This is a genomic window from Cobetia sp. Dlab-2-AX, from assembly GCF_024124625.1.
Taxonomy (GTDB): domain Bacteria; phylum Pseudomonadota; class Gammaproteobacteria; order Pseudomonadales; family Halomonadaceae; genus Cobetia.
Genome location: NZ_JAMXRV010000002.1, coordinates 154,931 through 176,661, shown reverse-complemented (window position 1 = coordinate 176,661; position 21,731 = coordinate 154,931). Strand labels below are relative to the sequence as shown.

Below are 21,731 nucleotides of genomic sequence, written 5' to 3'. Positions count from 1 at the left end.
TCAGCCCAGCGGCGAGTCGCTGATGCAGATGGCAACCGGTGTCGGGTCGTAGCCATTGCAGGGGTTGTTGAGCTGCGGGCAGTTGGAGAGCAGCACGTAGGCGTCACGCTCGGCGACCATCTCGACGTACTTGCCCGGGGCGGACAGGCCATCCTCGAAGCTCAGGCCGCCATCGGCGGTGACCGGCACGTTCATGAAGAAGTTGATGTTGTGGCCGATGTCGCGCTTGGTCAGGTCGTATTTCGGGTAGCGGGCGATGGCCAGCATCCAGTTGTCACGGCAGGAGTGCATGTGGCGCTTCTCCAGGTCGTAACGCACGGTGTTGGACTCGCTGGAGCAGGCGCCGCCCAGGGTGTCGTGGCGGCCACAGGTATCGCCGGTGATGGTCAGCAGCGGACGGCCACGGGTGGAATAGAGCACGCTGCCGGTGGTCAGGTAGACCTTGCCCTGCTCGCGCACGGTATCCATCGCGCTGTAACGCTCGGCCGTGTCATCGGCAGCGTAGAAGAGAGTATCGGCGGCCTGATTGCCGTAGAGGTCAGTGATGCGCAGGTGCTGACCGGCACGCACCAGGCCGATGAAGTGATCGCCGGCCTCGATGGTGCGCTCAAGCTCGCGCGGCTGCTCGGCGGGGTCGGCGTAGCTCAGCGGTGCGCCATCGGTGGTGGTCGAGGTGTGGGCCTGGGGGTGTTCAAGCGTCGAGGTGCACATGGGGTTGTCCTTTGTCCTTGTCATCTAAGGCGTCGTCGCCATTTGCCAGTCGGCGTGGCGTCGGTCTCTGTTCGGGAAACGTCTCAACCTGCCAGGTGATAGAGCTGGTTGTTGGCGTAGGCGCGGGCATTCTCGGGGCGTGACAGATAGCAGGCGTCGTGCTCATCCATCGCTGTCGCGGTGCCGAAGGTCATGTCCACGCCGCGCAGCGGATATTCCTCCGCGGGGTCCAGCGGATGCGGGCAGGTGTGCAGCATGACGAGGGTGTCCATCTCGAAGCGCAGGGTGACGCTGTCGCCGGCGGCGCAGTGGTCCGCGACGTAGTGCAGGTTGGCGTCTTCATCGGCGCGCACGCGGGAGAACAGGTTGAGGTTGGCGCACAGGTCGCGCTCGCCCAGGCCGTACTTGGCCATCTCGATCAACAGGCTGTCGTGGCCGCTGGGCGTGAAGTCATTGAAGGCTTGCTGATAGGCCTTCTTGTGCCAGCCCTTGGCGGCGAAATGATGCTCCATCAGGTTGCCGCTGGCGCTGTCATGCCAGCCGAGGTCGTCCTGGATGATGGAGGCGAAGATACGGCCCATGTCGGAATACAGGCAGTGCCCCTCGGTGAGGCGGAAGGTGTGCTGACCCTTGAGGGTATCCGGCAGGTTGAGGCGCTCAAGCAGATCCAGCGGGTTGTACATCACCAGGCCGACATTGGCGTTGGCCTGGCTGGCGGTCAGCTTGAGCGCGCTGCCACGCGGCATGCGCATCGACCAGTGATGGCCGCCGGGCAGGTGCGTCTTGTACTTTGCAGTAAAGCTGGCAGGTGTGACGCTATTGGCGGTTTCAAGCGGTGCGTTCATTGAGGTGGCCTCCAGTGGTGTTGGCGTGTGCGCTGGCATGAGCGCTGGAAGGGGCGTTCGTTCGGGAGCAAGTCGCGGCGTCCGTGGCCGGTGCCTCGGCGGCCGGCGTGGCGGCGGAGCCGGAGCTGATGGCCGAGTCATCGCCTGGTGCACTGGCGGATCGCTTGCTGCGCTCGGTGGGCAGGTCATAGGTGATGGTCGAGCCATAGGCCTGCGGGGCCTGCGGGTCGACACGCACCTTGTCGAACACCCAGACGCGTGAGCCCAGCTCGAAGGCTTCCTTGAGGTCATGGGTGATCATGAAAATGGTCAGTTGCTGTTCTTCCCACAGGCGCAGGATCAGCTGATGCATGTCCTTGCGGATGCCCGGGTCCAGCGCGCCGAAGGGCTCATCCAGCAGGAGGATGCGCGGCTTCATCATCAGCGCCTGGGCGATGGCGAGACGCTGCTGCATGCCACCGGACAGCTCATGCGGGTACTTGTCCAGTGCGTGGGACAGGCCGACTTCTGCCAGACGTTTCTCGGCGGCGACCCGTGCCTCGCGACGCTTGGCACCGAACAGCTTGCCGGTCAGCGGGGCGCGTGCCAGCTCCTCGGCCATGATCACGTTGCCCAGCACCGTGAGGTGCGGGAAGACGGAATACTTCTGGAAGACGATGCCGCGGTCCGGGCCCGGCTCGCCGGGAATGGGCTTGCCGTCGAGCAGCAACTCACCGCGCGAGACGCCCTCGGTGCCCAGCAGCAGCTTGAGGAAGGTGGTCTTGCCGCAACCGGAGGCGCCGACCAGGGTGATGAATTCTCCGGCCTCGACGGTCAGGTTCATGCGTTCCAGCACGACCTGCTCACCGTAGTGCTTCTCGAGGCCCTTGGCGTGGATCAGGCTCATGATTGGCTCTCCTCAGCGTGGTACCAGGGGAAGGCGCGAGTCGAGACGAGCACCAGCAGACGGTCGAGCAGGAAGGCCAGCAGCGTGATCCAGGCCACGTAGGGCAGGATGACGTCCATCGCCAGATAGCGACGCACCAGGAAGATGCGGTAGCCGAGGCCGTCCTGGGCGGCGATGGCTTCCGCGGCGATCAGGAACAGCCAGGCGCTGCCGAGTGCCAGGCGCGTGGCGCTCAGAAGGCGCGGGGTCAGCTGAGGCAGCAGTACGCGGGTCAGCACCTGCCAGGAGCTGGCGCCCAGCGTCTGGGCCTTGATAAGCTGCTCATCGGGCAGGCGCAGGGCCTGATTCTGCAGGTCGCGAATCAGGAAGGGCGTGATGCCGATGACGATCAGCGCGATCTTGGCCAGCTCGCCGGTACCGAAGGCGATGAACAGGATCGGCAGAATCGCCATCGGCGGAATCAGGGACAGCACGGTGATCAGCGGTGACAGCTTGGCGCGCAGCAGCGGCAGGCCGCCGGTGAGCAGGCCGACGCTCAGGCCGATCAGCGCACTGATCAGCACGCCGGCCAGCAGGCGTTCGAGACTGGCGAAGGTGTCGGTCCACAGCGGCAGGTCGCCGGTGCGTACGTTGACCTCGGTGGCCAGACGCGAGAACGACTCGCCCATGGCGGCGAAGGACGGCAGCAGGCGGTCATTCGGGTTGTCGAGCAGTCGCTGGTTGGACTGCACGATGTAAAGGATGGCCAGCAGCGCGAAGGGCAGGCCACCGAGCAGCCAGCGGCCACCACGGGAGGGTGTCAGGTTGATCAGACGTTTCATGCGCGGGCTCCACGGGTGCGTACGAAGGTGCGAACAAAGATGCGGTCGAGGGAGGCGCTTGGTTCACGTTCCGCGGGGCAGACTGTCCCGCGGAGCGTTTGCGACATCCACCGCGTGGCGTTACTGGCTGTCGGCCAGTGCGGCGGTGTAGCTCGGGTCGAAGCGCAGCATCACGTTGCCCTCATCGCCGATGACCCCGGCGGGGGTCTCGATACCGATGAAGCCGGAATCCGGCGCACCTTCGCCCAGCAGCCCCTGCGCGAAGCTGAAGTCGGCGATGTGCTGCATGGTGTCCTTGAGGCCCGGCGCATTGAAGGCGGCCACCGACTCGGCGGGGGTGTAGTACATGTGGGTCGCGGCCAGCTGGGACTGATAGCCGGCGAGATCGGTGCCGGCGGCATCTGCCATCTGGGTCAGCGCAGCCTCGTCACCGGCCTTCATCTTCTCCATCACCTCATACCAGGCGCCGACCAGCGCATGGCCGAAGTCCGGGTTGTCCTTCAGGGTCTGGGTATTGACGACCAACAGGTCGAGAATCTCGCCGGGAATGTCGCTGGAATTGAAGACTTCGGTGTAGCCGGGCATGTCCTTGAGGGTGGCCAGCTGCGGGTTCCAGGTCACCACCGCCTGGGTGTCGGGGTTGCTGGCCAGCGCCACGATGTCGGCATCGCCGGTATTGGTGGTGGTCAGGTCGCGCTCGCTCATGCCGATGCTGTCCAGCGCACGTGCCAGCAGGTAGTGGGAGACACTGAACTGCACCAGATTGACCTCACGACCCTTCAGGGACTCGATGGAATCGCCGTCGCGGACCATCACGCCGTCATTGCCATCGGAGTAGTCGCCCAGAATCAGCGCGGTGGAATCCACGCCGCTGGCGGCGGGCAGGGTGAGGGCGTCCATGTTGGTCATGGCGCAGCCATCGACATTGCCGGAGGTGTACTGATTGATGGACTCGACGTAATCGTTGACCTGCACCACATCGATGTTGATGTCGTACTTCCTGGCCCACTTGTCGACGATGCCCTGGGTGTCCGCGTATTCCCACGGCATCCAGCCGGCATAGACCGACCAGCACACGCTGAAGGAATCCTGCGCCATGGCCTGCGGGCTCAGCGATGCGCCAAGCAGCAGGGCGCCGGCCAGCGCAGCACGTCTGGAAGCGTTTCTGGAAACGGTAGCTGAAGCAGATGAGACAGCAGCGGATGACACCTGGGCGCTGGCATCCGAGGGGGAAGTCGCGGACTGGGAAAGGCGAGTGAGCTGGGTCATTGTCGTTATCTCCGGCGGAAAAAGTGAGAGGCGCCGACCTTTACAGGCTTTGCGTCTCCCGGGCTTTTGTCCCGCCGTGTAACCCCCAGCTTGGAGGTCGAGTGCTCTCGGACCAGTCATGACGGCCATCAGCCAGTCACCGGAACCCTAGCGCTCCATTGGTGTAGATTTTCGATTGTTGTATGCCTATCGGTGCCTCGGTGAATGTCTAGCAGGAAGTGTGCCACATGATATAAATATCATTCAAAAATAGTATTTTAAATTAATTTTAAGATGAGCTTTGGAATTGGATAAGTCACCAAAAGCACCAACTTAGTGCAACGTAAGCGCTAAATTGATGCAAAGTGGGGAGTAAAAAGTTGATTTTTAATTAATTGTATGAATTTTTGGTCTATGAGTAGACTGCTATGCTTCCTATGTTTTTAAATTCACAAACTCTGAAAGTAGTGCTTTTAAGGTGGTTCCTTAGCTCATCGAATGCAGGAGATAGTCGATTGGAATCGTTTATTATTTCATGATTTTCTTTGTTAAGAAAATCATAAGTAAGTTTGGCTGTATTAATAGCATCATTGGTTTTTATGAAATAAAGAGCTAGCATCCCGAAACTACAAGCATAGATTGGGTTCACCGGCCATAGATGAGAAATAATAGTTTGATTACCTCTGGCCATAGCACTGGCGAATCCTCTACTATATGGATTGCTGCTTATCTCTGAGGTAGCACCATCACATATATTTAGAATAATATTCTTTTTGTTAGAAAGGTGTGATGTGCAGGCTTCTATAGTTTCCATGGGTATTTTTGATGTTTCGGAAAAATATATTTCATCATATCGACTTCTCCCCCAGTGGTCATATTCGCCGTGAGCCGATATGTATATGGTGTTATATAAATCGTTGGATAAGTAATGGGCGAACTCAGTTGCATTAGGGTCTGTTATTATAGTGCTGCCTTCCCCAAATTCTTTAATTATGAAATTTCTCTCTGAGTTGTAAGAATGAGTGCAGCTAGATAGCAAGAATAAAAATCTTTTTTCTTCGGGGTCGTCTATCACTTTTTCTAGACTTACGGAAATAATTGGAGCCGATTTTTTTAATCTGAATAAGCACGCTGTATTGGGAAGCTATGTGATGGACATAATGTGAGTGCGCTCAGTTCGTCGTAGAGGCCATCATCAAGCTTGAAGTGGTTTGTCACTGCCTCAGCTAAGCCATCTAAGTTATCTTGTATAGGTGGGGTGCCTTTTCTAGATTCTTCATAATAGCTAACGTCAGGATCTTTTTCCCCTAATAGGCTTATAGCAACTGAATTGGAAATATTTAAGCTGTGTATTAATGCGCTGTAGTTGGCTTGGTTATCGTCTTCCGTTATAGTGATTTTTTCAAAGTTTTTTAGTAGTGTTAAATTAACCCCATTTGTTAGTAGAAATGCATGAGGTTGAATGTCTTCAGCGATAGGGCGAATGCCTTTTAGGTTTTTTATTAACTTGAGAAGATAACTATAGTTGTTAGTATCATAAAGATGGACAATCATAGGGTTTAAAAAATCACACTGTCCAGTGCTAATTGTATCGATTAAATCAGAATCGCCGAGCACATCTAATAGCTCGTGAAAAATTTCTTCATTGCTATCTATATTACAGTAATAGCTAATGATTGCTGACGCTTTGTTGATCTTGTTGTGATGTTCTCTTTCACGATAAGCTTCCGATATGCTGGCTTGATAGTCAGATTGTTCTTTGTTAATGGAAGTGGTTTTGAAAAGACTCCTGTATGCTTTTAATCTACGATCTTCAATGTTTAGTCCTTTGATGTATTCAAGGTACCTTGGGTGTCTTTTTCGATTGTATTGGTAATCCCAAAGTGCAAGTTGGATAGCTGCAGATAGAGCGTTAGGCTGTATTTCTTTAAAGTAATCGACGAAAATTTCGCATAAACCCCAAATGGCGTCTGCAATAGAGGGTATAGCGCTCATGCTTCTGAAATACCAAAAGCTAGCGGTTATCCAGTCTAGAATTATTTCTGGATTTTCTCTCGCCCAGCTCTTGTTTTCATGAGAGGATATCGACCACTCTAAATGAACCGTATTTAATTCTGCTTTTTCTCCAGGTACATATTCCTTCCCTGAAAATAAACTAAATACGGAGTTGCCTACTTCCATCACATCTCCTCGATGCATGTGATGCACAGCTGCCATTATTGATTCTCTATAAAATGTAGGACTGGATGGTGTAACTGTCATTAATATGCCTGTTTGGTGTGTAAGGGGATGAATTTTACCTTTAGTGCTGACCTATTTTTGCACTTTCACTAAATTTTTAACAGTGTGGATATGACTAAAAGACTAGTTTTTTAATTGGAGATATTTTGGGGGCTAATGCTAAGTTTGATATATTCAGCAGTGTAGAATTTTTGTGGGTAACTTAGCCAGATCGTTAGGATTGGCCTAGCCCTATTAGGTAGCAACGGTAATCTGCATAACACCCGCCAGTTGGGTAGCATCGTCATCAGAGAGATTGCTCAGGAATCCTCTCGCTGATACCGCATTTTCGTTCTTATTATACCGGCCCAATGGCCGGTGTCTTCACGAATCACTGGCAAGTGTTCCTTTGCCAATTGGCCTCCCTCGATACGTCGTATGGCCTTCCACGGGGTTGCCCTTGCCGCGGCGCATGGTTGCGAGATCCGGCTCGTCGTTTCGTTGTGCCTCTCACCAAAGTCTTATACGTTGGTGGTGCTTTATTAGCACATACAAAAACAACGGCTTGCTCCCGATGGCCCGTGTGGTTTCACACGAGGGGGAAGGGCAGCAGCGACAGACAAAGGACACACGATGACAGACGTAGTCGAGAAGGATCTGCAGGAGTCTTCTGAGGTTCAGGCGGTTGAGAAGGGCTCTCCATCATCGCGTTCGCGTCGTGGTTTCCTGGGCATGAGTGGGGCGGCAATCGCCGGGGCGGCATTGGGTCAGTTCCTGCCGGGTATCCCCAGTGCCCTGGCCAAGGAGACAGCACCAGCGGCGGCGGTGCTCAAGCCTTCCGCCAAGTCACCGGTGCGACTCAACTACAACGAGAATGCGCTTGGCATGGCACCGTCTGCACAGCGCGCCGCAGCGGCATCCATCCCGCATTCCAATCGGTACCCCTTCGCCCATCTGGGAAAATTGCAGTCATTGGTGGCGACTCACCACAAGGTGCCGAGCGAGAGCATTTTGTTCACGCCGGGTTCCTCGGATGCGATCCGTGCCAGTGTGCTGGCCCATGCGACTCCCGATACCCAGCTGGTGATTCCCGAGCTGACTTATGGCGATGGCGCCCTGTATGCCGGCTTCTATGACCTCGCCATTCGCAAGGTGCCGTCCTCGCGCGAGGACTGGTCATTCAAGATTTCCGACATGCAGCAGGCCGTGGCCGACCACTCTGGCCCCTCCATCGTCTATCTGGTGAACCCCAACAATCCGACCTCGACCATCATTTCCAGTGATGAACTGGAGGCCTGGGTCAACGACAGCCGCGACGATACGCTGTTCATCATCGATGAAGCCTACGCCGAATTCGTCAATGACCCGGCCTTCCGCTCCGCCGATCATCTGATTGCCGGTGGCGCGAAGAACGTCCTGCTGCTGAAGACCTTCTCCAAGATTCACGCCATGGCAGGCCTGCGTGTCGGCTACGCCGTCGGCGATGTCGATCGTCTCGAGCACGTTTCCCACTATGTCGAAGACGATGCCATGACGCTGTCATACCCCGGCGTGATGGCGGCGACGGCCTCCATGCAGTCACCGGAGTTTCTGGTCCACAGCAAGCAGAGCAACGATGAAGCACGCGCCATCTTCACAGCGACGCTCGACGAGCTGGGTTGGGAGTATCTGCCGAGTCAGACCAACTTCGTCTTCCATCGTATCTCCAGGCCGCTGAAGGAATTCCAGACCGCGATGAAGGAACGCCATGTGCTGATCGGGCGCGCCTTCCCGCCGGCAGATGGTTGGTGCCGCATGTCACTCGGTACGCCCGAGGAGATGCACTATGTCGCCGCCGTGCTGCGCGAAATGAAGGCCAAGGGCGTCGTCTAGTCGTGACGATTTCCCTTGCAGGAAGACGCAAACGCCCGCCATTTGGCGGGCGTTTGCGTTTCAAGTCGGGACTGTCAGATCAGCTATTGCGCGTCAGGCGAGTGGCCAGCCACCAGCCCAGCAGCATCGTCACCAGAAAGCCCGCCAATGGCAGACTCATGGCGCTGCTCGAGACGATGGCAGGCCCGGGGCAGTAACCGCTCAGCCCCCAGCCGACACCGAACAGCGTCGCGCCGAGCAGCAGGCGGCCATCGATATCGCGACGCTTGGGTAGTTGGAAGCGCTCGCCCAGCAGGGGAGTGCCACGCCGCCAGACGAGTCGATAGCCGAGGAAGGTGGTGATGACGGCACCGCCCAGCACGAAGATCAGCGTGGGGTCCCAGTCTCCGGTCACGTCGAGAAAGCCGACCACGCGCGCGGGGTCGGTCATGCCGCTGAGTGTCAGTCCGAGGCTGAAGACCAGCCCGGTGAGAAAGCCGATGACCGTTTTCATGGTGACTCCCCCAGCAGATGTTGGTTCACGAACACCGTCAGCATGGCCACAGCCACGAACACCACCGTGGCCACCAGCGAGCGAGGGGAGAGGCGCGCGATACCGCAGACACCATGACCACTGGTACAGCCGCCGCCGATGCCTGTTCCGATACCCACCAGCAGACCGGCGAACATCATGCTCAGCACCCCGCTGGCGGGATTGCCGATCAGCGCATCCGTGCTTGCGGCCACGTTGCCCCAGTCAAGGTTGAGCAGCAAAAGCAGCAGTGGGCCGCTGATCAATCCGAGCACAAAGGCGACACGCCAACTGCGGTCCGGGCCGGATTCCAGCAGCGCGCCCCGCGTGATGCCACTGATACCGGCGATACGTCCCAGCAAGGCCATCAGCATCACTGCCGAGAGTCCGATCAGGACGCCGCCGGCGAGTCCTTTCATGCTGCTTATCATGTCCATGTCGTTCGTCCTCGTGTCGCGGTCATCCTGCGGTGCGTCGATGATATGCTCGCGGCTGGTGAGCGCCAACCGGCTGTATGGCCGATCGGCTGTAGGACAAGGACGCCGTCCTCTCGATGGGGAGTACTGCAGAAGAGCACCGCAGGAGCACCATGAACGAACTGACCCAACGGCTGCGCACCTTTCTCAAGGTGGCGGAGCATCAGAGCTTCAATGTGGCGGCGCGTGAGCTGGATATCGCCAGTTCCACGGCGACGCGTCACGTCAATCATCTGGAGCGCCAACTGGGCGAGCCGCTGCTGGTGCGCACCACGCGCCATGTCCGGCTGTCGCCGGCCGGCGAGCGCGCCTTGATTCGCTTTCGCGCCATTCTGGCCGAGGTGGACCAACTGGAGGATGAGCTGGAAACGCTGAGTGAGCGGGTCGCGGGGCCGCTGCGCATTTCGGTGCCGTGGCGCTATTCGCGTCTCTATCTGGCACCGCTGGTGAGCGAGTTCATGCAGTGCTATCCCGAGGTGGCGCTGGATATCGTCAGCAGCGACCAGCGGGTGGACCTGGTCGAGGACCACTTCGACGTGGCCCTGCGCATCGGCCATCTGGAAGACTCCAGCCTGATCGCGCGCCATATCAGTGACCAGCGCTTCGTGCTGGCGGCCGCGCCGTCCTACCTCGCCGCCCAGCCCCCTATCCAGCAGCCTGAGGATCTGGAACAGCACCGTCTGCTGACCTTCAGCTATACCACCGCCAATCATCACTGGCGGCTGGTACAAGGCGAGCGGGAGCATCGCATCTCGGTGCGCGCTCGCGCGCTGCGTACCAATAACGCCGACATTCTCACCCAGGCGGCGCTTGGGGGCGCCGGCGTGGTGGTGCAGCCGCTGTGGGCGATTCGGGAAGAGCTTTCAAGCGGCCGCCTGCTGGCGGTGCTGGAGGACTTTCAGGTCACCTCATCAGATTTCGACACCGGTATCCACGTCGTCTTCGCGCGCGAGAAACAGCACAACCCGCGCGTACGTGCCTGGGTCGACTTCCTGCTTGCCCGTCGCGAGCGGCTATCCTGCCGTTGAGCCCGCAGGCCTGCAATGACAGCAATGTCAGAAATGTCAGCAACACGAAGGGCCCGATCTCGAGAGAGGTCGGGCCCTGATACCCTCTGCAGGGGCATCATCTCGGCCAGTCAGTCCTGCTCTGTCAGAACAGAATGTCGCTGCGGATGATGTACTTGGCACCGTCGCGAATCGGCTCGCCGGCATGCACGCAATGCTGCGGGTGCGAGCCATGCGGGAAGCACAGTACGCCTCCCTTGGGCGTTGAGACCGAGACCTTCTGGATATCATCCTGCGAGCGGGCCGGCTGGGTGGGGTCGCGACGGCTGACCAGAAACTCGGTGCGCCCGCCGCTATAGCCATCGCTGAGGAAGATGAGGAAGGTGTACTGGCTCATCAGGCCCGGATAGGCGTCCTGGACGATCTCGCCATTGATGACGCGACTGCCTGGCCAGGCACCATCGGTGTGCGGCTTGAAGAAGTCGCCGGCCTCGTAGCGATAGGTACGAAAGCGCGCATTGATGCCCTTGGCGCCTTCGCCCTGGATCTGCTCGGTCACCAGCGGCGCCGAGCGCTGCCAGATGACCTGATCAACCGCTTCACTGACGACCCAGTTGACGTTGTGGTTGTGGCGTACCGAACGCGGCAGGGAAACCGGCGCATCTTCCTCGAAGCCCATTTCCTCAAGCGCGGCGACGAAGTGGTCGGCCTCTGCGGGTGTCAGCACATTGAGCAGCTGGAAGGCACCCGGGACACCCTCGACTTCCTGACGGACCACCTCTGGTATCGCGTCGGCCTCGAAGAGATCAGACACGTCGCCGTTGTCGGTCCAGATGGGCAGGGGCGTGGGAGAGAAGCCGCGTTCGTGGCGGACGACATGGAAAGACAGGCTCATGGCAAGGCTCCTGACGGGCAGGTTTCGGAAGAGTGCCCGAGAGGCTAGTGCACTGGTGCTCACGGAAAAAGACGCCTGTCGGCAATTGGTCATTGCACGAATGGCAATAATCCAGCGCCGACAGACGCTCAGTGCTCGCCGGACAGATGCAGGCCGGCGATGGACAGCACGATGACGCCGATGCAGGCCATGCGGCGAAACGAGAAGTGCTCGCGCCAGAACAGCACCCCGATGATGGCGCTGACCACGGTGCCGATGCCGGAGAACACGGCGTAGGCAATGCCCAGACTGATGGTGTCCATGGCCAGGTACAGCAGGCTCAAGGAGGAGCTGAAGCCCAGCGCGACCAGCAACACGCCCATGCGGCGATGCTGATTGGCGTACTGGTTGAAACCGGTCACGCCGACGACCTCGCAGCAGCCGGCGGCGATCAGATAGACCCAATCCATGCTGTCACTCCTGGTCATTCACTGAGGGTGGGCTGTGGTGTGGCATTCATCTGAGCCCGCTTGTCGGCAGGCGCGCTGGGGGCCGTCTTGAGCACGATGATGCCGATCAGCATCAGCACCACGAAGCCCAGCGTGGACCACTGGAATTCGAGATCGAAGAACAGCAGGTCAGCGACGACGGTGCCGACCGTGCCCAGACCGACGAAGATGGCGTAGGTGGTGCTGGCGGGCAGTGTCTTGGCGATCTGGGTGACCAGACTCAGGCTGATGATCACCAGCAGCACCGTCAGCGCCCATTCCTGTGGGCGGTCGGCGACCTTGAGGCCGGTGGCCCAGCCGATTTCGCACAGGGTCGAGATCAGGAAGTAGAGCGTGATACGCATGATGATCGGATGTCCTTGTGGGTCGTGGATCGTAAATCGTGGGTCGTGAGTTGTCGGCTGCTGGGAAGCGGTGAGGCGCCATCGCGAGCCTATATAAGTCTTTGTTGATGTTTTGAGGCAGGAAAAGGTGAAGGGAGCCCCTCCGCCTTGTATTCCTCGCCTTGTATTCCTCGCCTTGTATTCCTCTGTCTGTGATTCCTCTGTCTGTGATTCCACCGCGGCTGGTATCAGGCAGGGCGTCCGTGCAGCCTCGTCTGACCTGGCTTAGTGATCTGGCCTGGCCTCGTGGCCTGACTTGGCGTCATGATCTGGCCTGGCCTCATGAGGCCAGCGGCGTGGTCGTCGCCTGGATGTCCGATTCCGCATCGGATGACGTCGCGGTCTCGGTCGGCTGGGCCAGATAGGCTTCCAGCGAGTCATCCATCGCCTCAAGCCACGGAGTGTGGTGCCTGGGCGCCATGGTGCCGGTCATCAAGGAGCGATAACCGTGATCGCGGAAGGTCATGATGTTCTCGTGCTTGTGGTGCTCCCACTCGAGGAAGGTGCGATTCACGCCATCGATATCGAAGCTCGGGTAGTCGGTCTCTTCGATCAGCGACTTCACATAGTCACCCTGGAAGACGATCATCGCCTCGTCACTGTCCAGCGTTTCCTCACGCGCGCGCCACGCCTGGCTATCGGCTTGCATCGCTTCTTTCGTAGGCGGTGTCTGAGTACCGAGAATCGCGTCACGCACCCACCAGGCCTGGGCATCGAACATGTTGAAGGTGTACCACTGGTCCTGCATGCCCAGATAGAACAGGCGCGGGTTCTCTTCCCACACGACGCCCTTGTAGAGCCCCAGCGGCCACATGCGGTTGGCAGTCTTGAGGCGCAGCGACTCCTCGAGGAACGGGAAGTGGTGCAGATAGCCGGTACACAGGATGATGGCATCGACACGCTTGTGGCTGCCGTCACTGAAATAGGCGGTATCACGATCGACCTTCACCAGCAGCGGCTTCTCTTCCCAGTTGTCCGGCCACTTGAAGCCCATCGGGGCGGTGCGATAGCTGGTGGTGATGCTGCGCGCACCATACTTGTAGCACTGTGAGCCGATGTCCTCGGCGGAATAGCTGCTGCCGAGCAACAGCAGGTCCTTGCCCTTGAATTCCAGTGCATCGCGGAAATCATGCGCATGCAGGATACGGCCATTGAAGCCCGAGAAACCGGGAAATTCCGGCACATTGGGTGTCGAGAAATGTCCGGAGGCCACGATGACATGGTCGAACTCTTCGCTGGTCACTTGATCGAGTGCCTGGTCATGCACACTGACCGTGAATTGCTGGCTGGCATCATCGAAGGTGACCTGGCGCACCGGGCAGCCGAAGCGGATGTACTTGCGCACGCCGGCCTTCTCGACACGTCCCTTGATGTAGTCGAACAGCACCGCACGCGGCGGATAGGAGGCGATGGGGCGCCCGAAATGTTCTTCAAAGGAGTAGTCGGCGAATTCGAGACATTCCTTGGGGCCATTCGACCACAGGTAGCGATACATGCTGCCGTGGACCGGCTCGCCGTGGGCATCCAATCCGGTACGCCAGCTGTAATTCCACAGACCGCCCCAGTCATCCTGCTTTTCGTAACAGACAATCTCGGGAATCTCGATGCCCTTGTCGGCGGCGGATTGAAAGGCACGCAACTGAGCCAGGCCACTGGGTCCTGCACCGATGATCGCGATACGTTGGGTCATGGATACCTTCCTGTTCTTGTTGTGTCTTCATGCGTTATCCGAGGCTTCAGGACGTGGTGATGTCGTGAAACACTGACAACGAAACAGGCTAGCGAGATGTGCTCAGTCTGCACATTGCTCGGAAAGGGTAGCCATAAAGGGGTATGCGACGCTGCTGCCTTGCTCGGCGGATCATGCACAATTCTCTGCCATATCCGAGGTGTCGACGGCAAAGATGATGCCTTCCACCGCCAAGGGCGTGCCGTCAGGGGAGTAGATGCCATGGCCCTTTTCCTGCACCCGGATGACCTCGCCGTCGCGATGACGAAGGCGGTAGGCAAGGGTGAAGGGTGTGTGGGCGTCAAGCGCTGCCTGTACCTGGTCCCACACGCGGTCGGCATCCTCGGTGTGGATCATCTCGCCGTAGGTGAGAGAGGGATGATCAAGCAGCTCCCGAGGGCTGAGGCCGGTGATGGCCAGGCAACCGTCACTGATGTATTCCATCGACCAGTGGCGGTTGTTGCGCGCGCGATAGACCATCGCGGGCAGCCCCTTGATCAGCCGTGTCAGGCTGCGCAGGTTGGCGGCGTCGATCTGCTCCTGCTGCACGCGCTCGCTGATGTCATGCAGGGTGAGCGTGGCGGGCCAGGGCGAGGCCAGCGAGAGCGACTGACTGCGCACTTCACACCAGCGATAGTGGTGGTCAGCCCCCAGGATGCGCAATCGCCAGCAGTCAGGGCGTTCGCGGCGCGAAACGTGGCGGGCGAGCATGTCCCAGCGCGATTGATCCGCGGGGTGCAGGGCATCGCGCAGGCGCTGCGCTTGCGTGCCGTGTCCGTCTGCCCGAGTGGCGGTTGGCGTGTCTTCGCGTGGGCCGCCCGATTCGTGTCCGCTCAGGGCCTGCCAGCCGCGCGAGGCATACAGCAGGGTACTGTCGGCATCCACCACCAGCACGGCATCACTCAGGCCATCGAGAATCGCCTGTGCGCTGAGGGGGGAGGCAGTCGAGTCGCCGGCGAACTGTTCGAGAAATCGCATCATCGCAGGCTCTCCTGTTCGGCCCGGGTCGTACCCTGTGCGGGGTCTGTCGCTTCCTCGGCGGCCTCGCGGCTGGCATCACTCGCTGGCGTCAGCGGATGAGCGTAGACCCAGGCGGCCAGCTCCAGGCGCGAATGCAGGTTCAGCTTGCGCAGCAGATTCTTGACGTAGACCTTCACCGTGCTGTCACTGATACCCAGCTCGCGGGCAATCAGCTTGTTGCTGAGGCCGCGCCCGATCCATTTGAGGGTATCGCGTTCACGCTCGGTCAAGCCTTCGTACCAGTCGGTTGCCGTGGGCCGGTCAACAGCCCTGGGCCGGTCAACAGACGTGGCCCGGTCGAGTGCCAGGGGCCCGTCATGCGTGGAGTCAGCTAAGGGATTCGCCGCGGCGGGCAGCGCCTCAGCCTGCTTCCGCTCCTGCTCCTGTTCCTGTTGATGTATATGTGTAGGTGCGTGGGAGTGTCGTTCGCGCTGGCGGTGGTCCTGCTGCAGGCGCCGGGCGAGCAGCAGCAGGGTCTCTTCCTCCAGCCCCAGCTTGCCGTCGACCACGGCCTGCAGGCGCTCGAGAATGCGCTCTGGGTCGGTGTCCTTCATCAGGTAACCATCCGCCCCTTGCTGGATGGCATCCAGCAGGTGGCGGCTGTCATCGGAGGCGGTCAGCAGCACTACCTTGAGGATGGCATCACGCTGTTTGAGATGGCGCATCAGGGTCAGGCCATCGAGCTGTGGCATCTGCCAGTCGACGATCACCAGCTCTGGGGCAAGGGTAGGCAGGGCCTCCAGCAGGTCATTGCCCTCATCGAAGTCGGCCACGACCTCGAACAGACCACTTTCACTCAACAGTTCGGCCAGCCCGCGCCGAAACAGCGGATGGTCGTCGACGAGCACGACTCTGGTCGGGCGTGTCCGGGATGTCGAGGATGTCTTGGTTGTCGCAGGCATCTGGCGAGTCACGGTCATGTGTCGCGGCGCTCCCAGCTCAGTGTCACGCGGGTACCGCCCTGACGGGGATGGGTGATGGCAAAGTCGGCCTCGAGCTGGCGTGCGCGATCCTGCATGATGCCCAGCCCGAAGTGCGCAGGGGGAATATCGGCGAGATCAAATCCGCAGCCGTTGTCCTCGATGGTCAGCAACACCCGCTCCGCCGGCTGAGGCCCTGAAGATTGATGAGGCCCTGAAGACTGGTAGAGCAATTGCAGGCGCAGGTGGGTGGCTCGTGCATGGCGCACGCTGTTGGTCATCGCTTCACGCACGATGAACATTACCTGCAGGGCCTGGGCATCGGGGAGGTGCAGTGACTGGATGCGGTTGTCGAGCTCGAACACCATCCCTGAGCGTGTCTCGAATTCCTCGATCAAGTCATCCAGCACGCGGGCCAGCGGCGCGTCACCCCAGGTGGCGTGCGCGCCGTTGATCAGCTCCCGGGTCTGGCGCAAGGCGCGCCGGGCCTGGGTATGCACGTCCTCGGCCAGTGCCTGCACCTCCTGTGGCGCATGGCGGGCGGCGCGATTCAGGCGTGCGCTCTGCAGCTGCAGATAACTCAATTCCTGGGCGAGGGTATCGTGCAGCTCCGCTACCAGATGTCGGCGCTCGTTCTTCAGCGCCTCTGCCACCGCTGCCTTCCTGTCTTCGGCGTGACGCGCCTGTTGCTGCTGATGCAGTGCCAGGCCACGGCTCAGGGCGTCGATGACGGCGCTCGCCTGCCGCGATTCGAGTGCGACGGCTGTCGACTCGCCGAGCCATAACCAGTCATCGCCCGTCGTCGCTCTGCCCGTTTCCTCTCTGTCCATCATCCCTCTGTCAGGGAGGGGGGTGAGGGCGATCAGCACGCCATCTGGCGTGCCGCTCATGCCAGACACCTGCTGTCGGGCGCCTGGATCGCGCCCTATACCCCTGACGGCTTGCTGCAATCTCTGACGCGTCGCGGCTGGCAGGGCGAGGCCGGGAGGGGAAATCACCTCATGGGTCGCCTGAGCGGGGGCGCGATGCATGACACAGAGCTCGCCAGTCGCGAAGTGGTCCGCACCGCTTGCTGGATAGCCGTTCAGCCTGTCCAGCAGATCTCTCAGCACGGATGGCAACGCCTCCTTGAGATCAGCGCAGGTCGCGATGTGCAAGGTGATGGCATCGCAATGCTCTTTGTCATGCAGATCAGGCGGCGGGGTGGCAGCAGGGCGAACGGGAGCCTCCACACCGGTGGGACAGCCCCGTGCGCGCTGGACATCAAGGCGATGGGCTATCCCTTGCAACGCAGACGCCTTGCCTGCTTTCGATGCGCCGAGACTGAGTGCCATGCGAGTTCCTCTGTCGTTTCGCCGCCCCTGCGACGCGCCATGATTCAGATGTCACACCAGCAAGCTTCATGCCAGTGAATGGATTACCCCTTCATGGGTACCTCTCTTGATGGATTGTCGGTATCTCCACTGTGAGTAAATTTAATTAACCATGAAGAACGTGGTGCGTTACAGAAGGGGGCATGCACCATCCGAGTACATCGGGGAGCTGCTTACCCCATCACGTGTGCAACGCCGAACCTACTTGCCATGACAACTAGAGGTATCACCACGATGGAGCTTGCAGTCGAGATACCCGCTGCCACACCGTGCCAGCCGTATCGTTATCGAATACCCGGGCTGGATGCGCTGGCGCTGGAGCTGTCACCGGGAGACCGCGTGCAGGTGTCATCCGTCGATGGTGCCCAGGCCTGCGAGTGGCTGCTGTTGTCGTCAGAGGACAGGCAGGGAGAGGCCCCGAAGGCAGGCGCAGGTGATGGGCTGACACTCGCGCGCTACGCCAGCATCTCCTGTCTGGAAGAACATGCCTTCGCCAGCCATCCGCAAGAGGGCGGAGCAGCCAAGGCCGAGCAGCCACGAAGCCCTTTCACCCAGCAGTGTCTGGCAGCGCTGGGAGTCGCGCAGGTGCCCCTGTCGCAGTGGCAGCGCTTGTCAGTTGCCGGATTGCCGGCCGAGATTCGCTGGCCGCTGGAAGCGCCTGCCGCGCGCCTGATTCTGTTGGCCCCCGGTGATGACATGTCGATCGATGGTGAGCATCTGGCCACCGAGCTTGAGGTCGCGCACTTCCAGAGCGTGCCCGATCAGGAGCAGTTACCCGTCCCCCTAGCGCCGATCAAGCAGGAGCGGCGAGTCGCGGCGGGCACGGTCGAGGTCTATGAGGTCAAGCAGGGCGAGTGGATCCAGATCATCGACGTGGCGGGTCGTCAGTGTTCCGACTTCGTGGCCTTCGATGCCAATGCCTGGGCACAGGGCGAGGAGCTGGGGCTGGATGGCGGCGCCACGCGCAGTCTGTCCGGGTACTGCATGCCCAATCCGGGGCTTTACTCGGTGTTCTTTGATCAGCACATGCATCCGATGCTGGAAGTGGTGCAAGACACGGTAGGGCGCCATGACAGCTTCATGCTCGCCTGTTCGCCGCAGTACTACGAACACCACGGCTACTTCGGTCACGATAGCTGCACGATCAACTTCAACAACGGCCTATCCAAGTCGCATGGCATTCGGCAGCGTGCCAGCTGGCCGGCGATCAACTTCTTCTTCAATGCCTATGTCGAGCCCTGCGGCACCCTGGCGGTGGATGAGCCCTGGTCGCGCCCAGGTGACTATGTGCTTTTGCGCGCCGACCGTGACCTCATCTGTGCCTCATCGGCCTGCCCGGACGACATCGACGCCGCGAATGGCTGGGTGCCGACCGATATCCATGTGCGTATCTACGCCGCTAAACATGACTTCCCCCGCGGTATCGCCTATCGCAACCGGCCCGAGGAATTGCCGCGCATGACACTGCCCACCGCCTTCCATCCCTGCACGTCCGCCTTGACCAAGCAGTTCATCGACTACCACGGCTACTGGCTGGCCACCCATTATGAAGGGTGGGGCGCGCGGGCCGAGTATCTGGCCTGCCGTGAACGGGTCGCGATGATGGATCTCTCGGCACTGCGCAAGTTCGAGGTCGCCGGACCGGACGCCGAACGTCTGCTTCAGTACGCACTGACCCGCAATGTGCGCCGGCTTTCCATCGGTGAGGTGGTGTACTCGGCCATGTGTCAGGAAACCGGTGGAATGCTCGATGACGGCACCTTGTTCCGCATGGGCGAGCAGACCTTCCGCTGGATCTGTGGTGACCCGGCCAGCGGCCAGTGGCTGCGAGATCTCGCCGCGCGCCAGGGCTATCGCGTCACGGTGCGTGACTCCACCCATCAGCTGCACAACATCGCGCTGCAGGGACCGAAGAGTCGTGAGGTGCTGGCGCCGTTGATCTGGAATGCGCGCACCCAGCCGGAGGTGGAAACGCTGGGCTGGTTCCGCTTCATGATCGGTCGCCTGTCGGGACCGGATGGCATCCCGCTGATGGTGTCGCGCACCGGCTATACCGGTGAGCTCGGCTATGAAGTCTGGTGTCATCCCAAGGACGCCCCGGCCGTGTGGGAGGCGATGTGGGCGGCGGGTGAGCCGCATGGCATCGCGCCGCTGGGACTGGATGCCCTGGACATGCTGAGAATCGAAGCGGGGCTGATCTTCGCCGGCCATGAATTCTGTCCGCAGACCTCCCCCTATGAAGCGGGTATCGGCTTCACCGTGCCCATGAAGAGCAAGGAGGATGATTTCGTCGGGCGGGCAGCGCTGCAACGCGAGGCGCCGGAATCACGGCATCGCGTGATGGGTCTGAAGATGCACAGCAGCGAGTTGGTCAGCCACGGCGATCTCGTCTATCACGGCCGCTATCCGGTGGGCGTGGTCACCAGTGCCACCCAGTCGCCGCTGCTCGATCGCTCCATCGCGATGTGCCGCCTGGCACCGGACTTCGCAAGCCCGGGAACCCAGCTCGAAATCGGCCAGCTGGATGGCCATCAGAAGCGCCTCGCCGCCGAGGTGGTGACATTGCCATTCCATGACCCGGAGCGCCTCAAGGTGCGTAGCTGATCCCACTGCCAGGAGGGGAAGCATGAGAGGTGAGTCGCGAGCAATGACTTGCGTATATGCAGCGCCCTGCAAGTCATCTCACGGTGCATGCCGTGGCCGGCATGCCTCAATAACGCCCATCCTCCTCGCAGGGAAGGCTTTGCGGGCTTCATATCTGAAGAGAAGTCCTCGGTTTCAAGAATGTGTCAGTAAAAACAACGAATTGCTGAGGGTGGCCAATCAGGGTCATCTGGCATGTCGCTTGCTTTATCCAGCAGGTCCCCTTGAAAAACAACAACAACCCCCGGACGGGCAGTGCCGCTTGCACAGTGAAGCGCGCTGATCCACAGGCTCCGGTAAAGGAGAAAAGACGATGGATGAAAAGACGTTGCAAAGCATATTGGATATGCATCAGGCGATGAACATCGAGGTGTTCTATTGGTGGTGTACCGCCATCATGTTCCTGATCCATGCAGGTTTTCTGGCCTATGAGATCGGTGCCTCGCGTTCCAAGAATGCCTTGGCATCCGGCATGAAGAACGTACTGACGCTGGCCTCGATCATCCCCGCCTTCTATTTCGTGGGCTGGTGGATCTACAACGCCTTCCCCAACGGGCTGATCCCCATCGAAGCGTCCGCCGCTCTGCCGTGGAGCGCGAGCATGCGTCCGGACGCCGATGACATGGGCACCGGCATCTTCTTCGCCGCCTTTGCGCTGTTCGGCGCGACCACCGGCTCCATCCTGTCGGGGGCGGTGATCGAACGCATCCGCTTGGGGGCCTTCCTGATTCTGGCGGTGATTCTCGGCGCCGGTGTCTGGATCATGGCGGGCGCCTGGGGCTGGCATCCGGATGGCTGGATGCTGCACAAGCTGGGCTACCACGATGTCGGCGCCGCCGGTGTGGTGCACGCCGTGGCCGGCTTCTTCGCGCTGGGCGTGCTGCTCAATCTGGGCGCGCGCATCGGCAAGTACAGTGACGATGGCAAGCCGCAGGTGATCGCGCCGCACAACATGCCGATGACGTTGATCGGCCTGATGCTGATCATCGTCGGTTTCTTCGGCTTCCTCGGCGGTTGCATCATCTTCAACACCGGTGACATCGGCTGGACCACCATCTACGGCAATCGCACCAACCTTTCTGCCTTCGCCTTCAATACCCTGATGGGCTTCGGTGGCGGCGTGATCGGTGCCTATCTGTCCTCGCGTGACCCGTTCTGGACCATGTCCGGTGCGCTGGGCGGCATCATCACCGTCGCGGCGGGGCTGGATCTCTATAACCCGGGCCTGGCCTTCGTGCTGGCGGTCACCGGTGGCGCCCTGATGCCGAAGATAGGCGCACTGCTCGAGAAGCGTGGCCTGGATGACTCCGTCGGCGCCTTCGCGGTGCATGGCTTCTGCGGCTTCTACGGCGTGGTACTGGTGGGCATCTTCGCGGCCGGCTTCCCGAATGTCGGCGAAGGCGTGCCGGACGTTTCTTTCACCGGCCAGCTGACCGGCGCGGTGGTGATGGCACTGACGGGCTTCATTCCGGGCTGGGGCGTGGCCTATCTGCTCAAGAAGTTCAACCTGCTGCGCGTACCGCCGCATGTCGAGGTACTGGGGCTGGACCTGTTCGAAGTCCCGGCCAAGGCCTACCCGGAGAGTATGGCAACTGAGTCATCTTCGAGTGTGCCGGCACGTTCCGGTGGGGTGGTGGCAGCGCCGATGGACAAGCGCCCGGACATCAGCTGAGCCCTGGTAGC

At 60.1% G+C, this 21,731-nt stretch carries 19 protein-coding genes and 1 riboswitch; of the genes, 4 read left to right on the top strand and 15 right to left on the bottom strand.

Features of this window, described 5'->3' with window-relative positions:
• The 6 genes from NH396_RS03875 to NH396_RS03850 form a co-directional block, all read right to left on the bottom strand.
• Window positions 1-711, bottom strand: a complete 711-nt coding sequence (locus NH396_RS03875; RefSeq protein WP_253061823.1) for an urea amidolyase associated protein UAAP2 — start codon at window positions 709-711, stop codon at window positions 1-3.
• An 83-nt stretch (window positions 712-794) separates the two neighbouring features.
• The gene (locus tag NH396_RS03870; RefSeq protein WP_253061821.1) at window positions 795-1,556 is read right to left on the bottom strand and encodes an urea amidolyase associated protein UAAP1; all 762 of its coding nucleotides are present in this window, start codon (window positions 1,554-1,556) and stop codon (window positions 795-797) included.
• On the bottom strand, window positions 1,540-2,442 hold the full coding sequence (locus NH396_RS03865) for an ABC transporter ATP-binding protein (RefSeq protein ID WP_253061819.1): 903 nt from the start codon (window positions 2,440-2,442) through the stop codon (window positions 1,540-1,542). Before NH396_RS03865 ends, NH396_RS03870 begins: the two co-directional genes overlap by 17 nt.
• Window positions 2,439-3,263 carry an ABC transporter permease subunit gene (locus NH396_RS03860; RefSeq protein WP_253061817.1) on the bottom strand — a complete coding sequence of 275 codons (825 nt, stop codon included), beginning with the start codon at window positions 3,261-3,263 and terminating at the stop codon, window positions 2,439-2,441. The genes NH396_RS03865 and NH396_RS03860 overlap by 4 nt, the downstream gene beginning before the upstream one ends.
• A gap of 120 nt (window positions 3,264-3,383) precedes the next feature.
• The gene (locus tag NH396_RS03855) at window positions 3,384-4,532 is read right to left on the bottom strand and encodes a putative urea ABC transporter substrate-binding protein (RefSeq protein WP_253061815.1); all 1,149 of its coding nucleotides are present in this window, start codon (window positions 4,530-4,532) and stop codon (window positions 3,384-3,386) included.
• Between the two features lie 53 nt (window positions 4,533-4,585).
• Window positions 4,586-4,694, bottom strand: a riboswitch (guanidine-I (ykkC/yxkD leader).
• Between the two features lie 930 nt (window positions 4,695-5,624).
• On the bottom strand, window positions 5,625-6,692 hold the full coding sequence (locus NH396_RS03850; protein ID WP_253061813.1) for a hypothetical protein: 1,068 nt from the start codon (window positions 6,690-6,692) through the stop codon (window positions 5,625-5,627).
• A 672-nt stretch (window positions 6,693-7,364) separates the two neighbouring features.
• Between NH396_RS03850 and NH396_RS03845 the strand changes: the two genes are divergently transcribed.
• Window positions 7,365-8,603, top strand: a complete 1,239-nt coding sequence (locus NH396_RS03845) for a histidinol-phosphate transaminase (RefSeq protein WP_253061811.1) — start codon at window positions 7,365-7,367, stop codon at window positions 8,601-8,603.
• A 79-nt stretch (window positions 8,604-8,682) separates the two neighbouring features.
• Here NH396_RS03845 and NH396_RS03840 read toward each other — a convergent pair whose 3' ends face one another.
• Window positions 8,683-9,096 carry a DUF6691 family protein gene (locus tag NH396_RS03840; protein ID WP_253061809.1) on the bottom strand — a complete coding sequence of 138 codons (414 nt, stop codon included), beginning with the start codon at window positions 9,094-9,096 and terminating at the stop codon, window positions 8,683-8,685.
• Window positions 9,093-9,593, bottom strand: coding sequence for a YeeE/YedE family protein (locus NH396_RS03835; protein ID WP_366071491.1), 501 nt, complete (start codon window positions 9,591-9,593; stop codon window positions 9,093-9,095). Before NH396_RS03835 ends, NH396_RS03840 begins: the two co-directional genes overlap by 4 nt.
• A gap of 110 nt (window positions 9,594-9,703) precedes the next feature.
• Here NH396_RS03835 and NH396_RS03830 point away from each other — a divergent pair, with 110 nt between their 5' ends.
• Window positions 9,704-10,618 (top strand): LysR family transcriptional regulator, encoded by a 915-nt coding sequence (locus tag NH396_RS03830; protein ID WP_253061805.1) that lies wholly within the window; start codon window positions 9,704-9,706, stop codon window positions 10,616-10,618.
• A 124-nt stretch (window positions 10,619-10,742) separates the two neighbouring features.
• Here the strand turns inward: NH396_RS03830 and NH396_RS03825 are convergent, their stop codons facing one another.
• The 7 genes from NH396_RS03825 to NH396_RS03790 all read right to left on the bottom strand — a co-directional run bounded on the left by NH396_RS03825 (window position 10,743) and on the right by NH396_RS03790 (window position 16,922).
• Window positions 10,743-11,492 carry an oxidoreductase gene (locus tag NH396_RS03825; protein WP_253061803.1) on the bottom strand — a complete coding sequence of 250 codons (750 nt, stop codon included), beginning with the start codon at window positions 11,490-11,492 and terminating at the stop codon, window positions 10,743-10,745.
• A 128-nt stretch (window positions 11,493-11,620) separates the two neighbouring features.
• Complete coding sequence (locus NH396_RS03820; protein WP_253061801.1) at window positions 11,621-11,941, bottom strand: multidrug efflux SMR transporter; 321 nt, start codon at window positions 11,939-11,941, stop codon at window positions 11,621-11,623.
• A 14-nt stretch (window positions 11,942-11,955) separates the two neighbouring features.
• Window positions 11,956-12,324, bottom strand: coding sequence for an SMR family transporter (locus tag NH396_RS03815; protein WP_253061799.1), 369 nt, complete (start codon window positions 12,322-12,324; stop codon window positions 11,956-11,958).
• Window positions 12,325-12,643: 319 nt separating this feature from the next.
• The gene (locus tag NH396_RS03810; protein WP_253061797.1) at window positions 12,644-14,053 is read right to left on the bottom strand and encodes an NAD(P)/FAD-dependent oxidoreductase; all 1,410 of its coding nucleotides are present in this window, start codon (window positions 14,051-14,053) and stop codon (window positions 12,644-12,646) included.
• A gap of 171 nt (window positions 14,054-14,224) precedes the next feature.
• Window positions 14,225-15,073 (bottom strand): PAS domain-containing protein, encoded by an 849-nt coding sequence (locus NH396_RS03805; protein WP_253061795.1) that lies wholly within the window; start codon window positions 15,071-15,073, stop codon window positions 14,225-14,227.
• On the bottom strand, window positions 15,070-16,032 hold the full coding sequence (locus NH396_RS17125; RefSeq protein WP_366071383.1) for a response regulator: 963 nt from the start codon (window positions 16,030-16,032) through the stop codon (window positions 15,070-15,072). Before NH396_RS17125 ends, NH396_RS03805 begins: the two co-directional genes overlap by 4 nt.
• Window positions 16,029-16,922: a histidine kinase gene (locus NH396_RS03790; protein ID WP_253061793.1), complete on the bottom strand. Its 894-nt coding sequence runs from the start codon at window positions 16,920-16,922 to the stop codon at window positions 16,029-16,031. Before NH396_RS03790 ends, NH396_RS17125 begins: the two co-directional genes overlap by 4 nt.
• A gap of 693 nt (window positions 16,923-17,615) precedes the next feature.
• On the opposite strand from NH396_RS03790, the gene NH396_RS03785 reads away from it, so the two are divergent.
• A complete protein-coding gene (locus NH396_RS03785; RefSeq protein WP_253061791.1) occupies window positions 17,616-20,009 on the top strand; it encodes an aminomethyltransferase family protein in 2,394 nt (797 codons plus the stop codon).
• Between the two features lie 352 nt (window positions 20,010-20,361).
• On the top strand, window positions 20,362-21,720 hold the full coding sequence (locus NH396_RS03780) for an ammonium transporter (RefSeq protein ID WP_253061789.1): 1,359 nt from the start codon (window positions 20,362-20,364) through the stop codon (window positions 21,718-21,720).
• Window positions 21,721-21,731 lie beyond the last annotated feature (11 nt).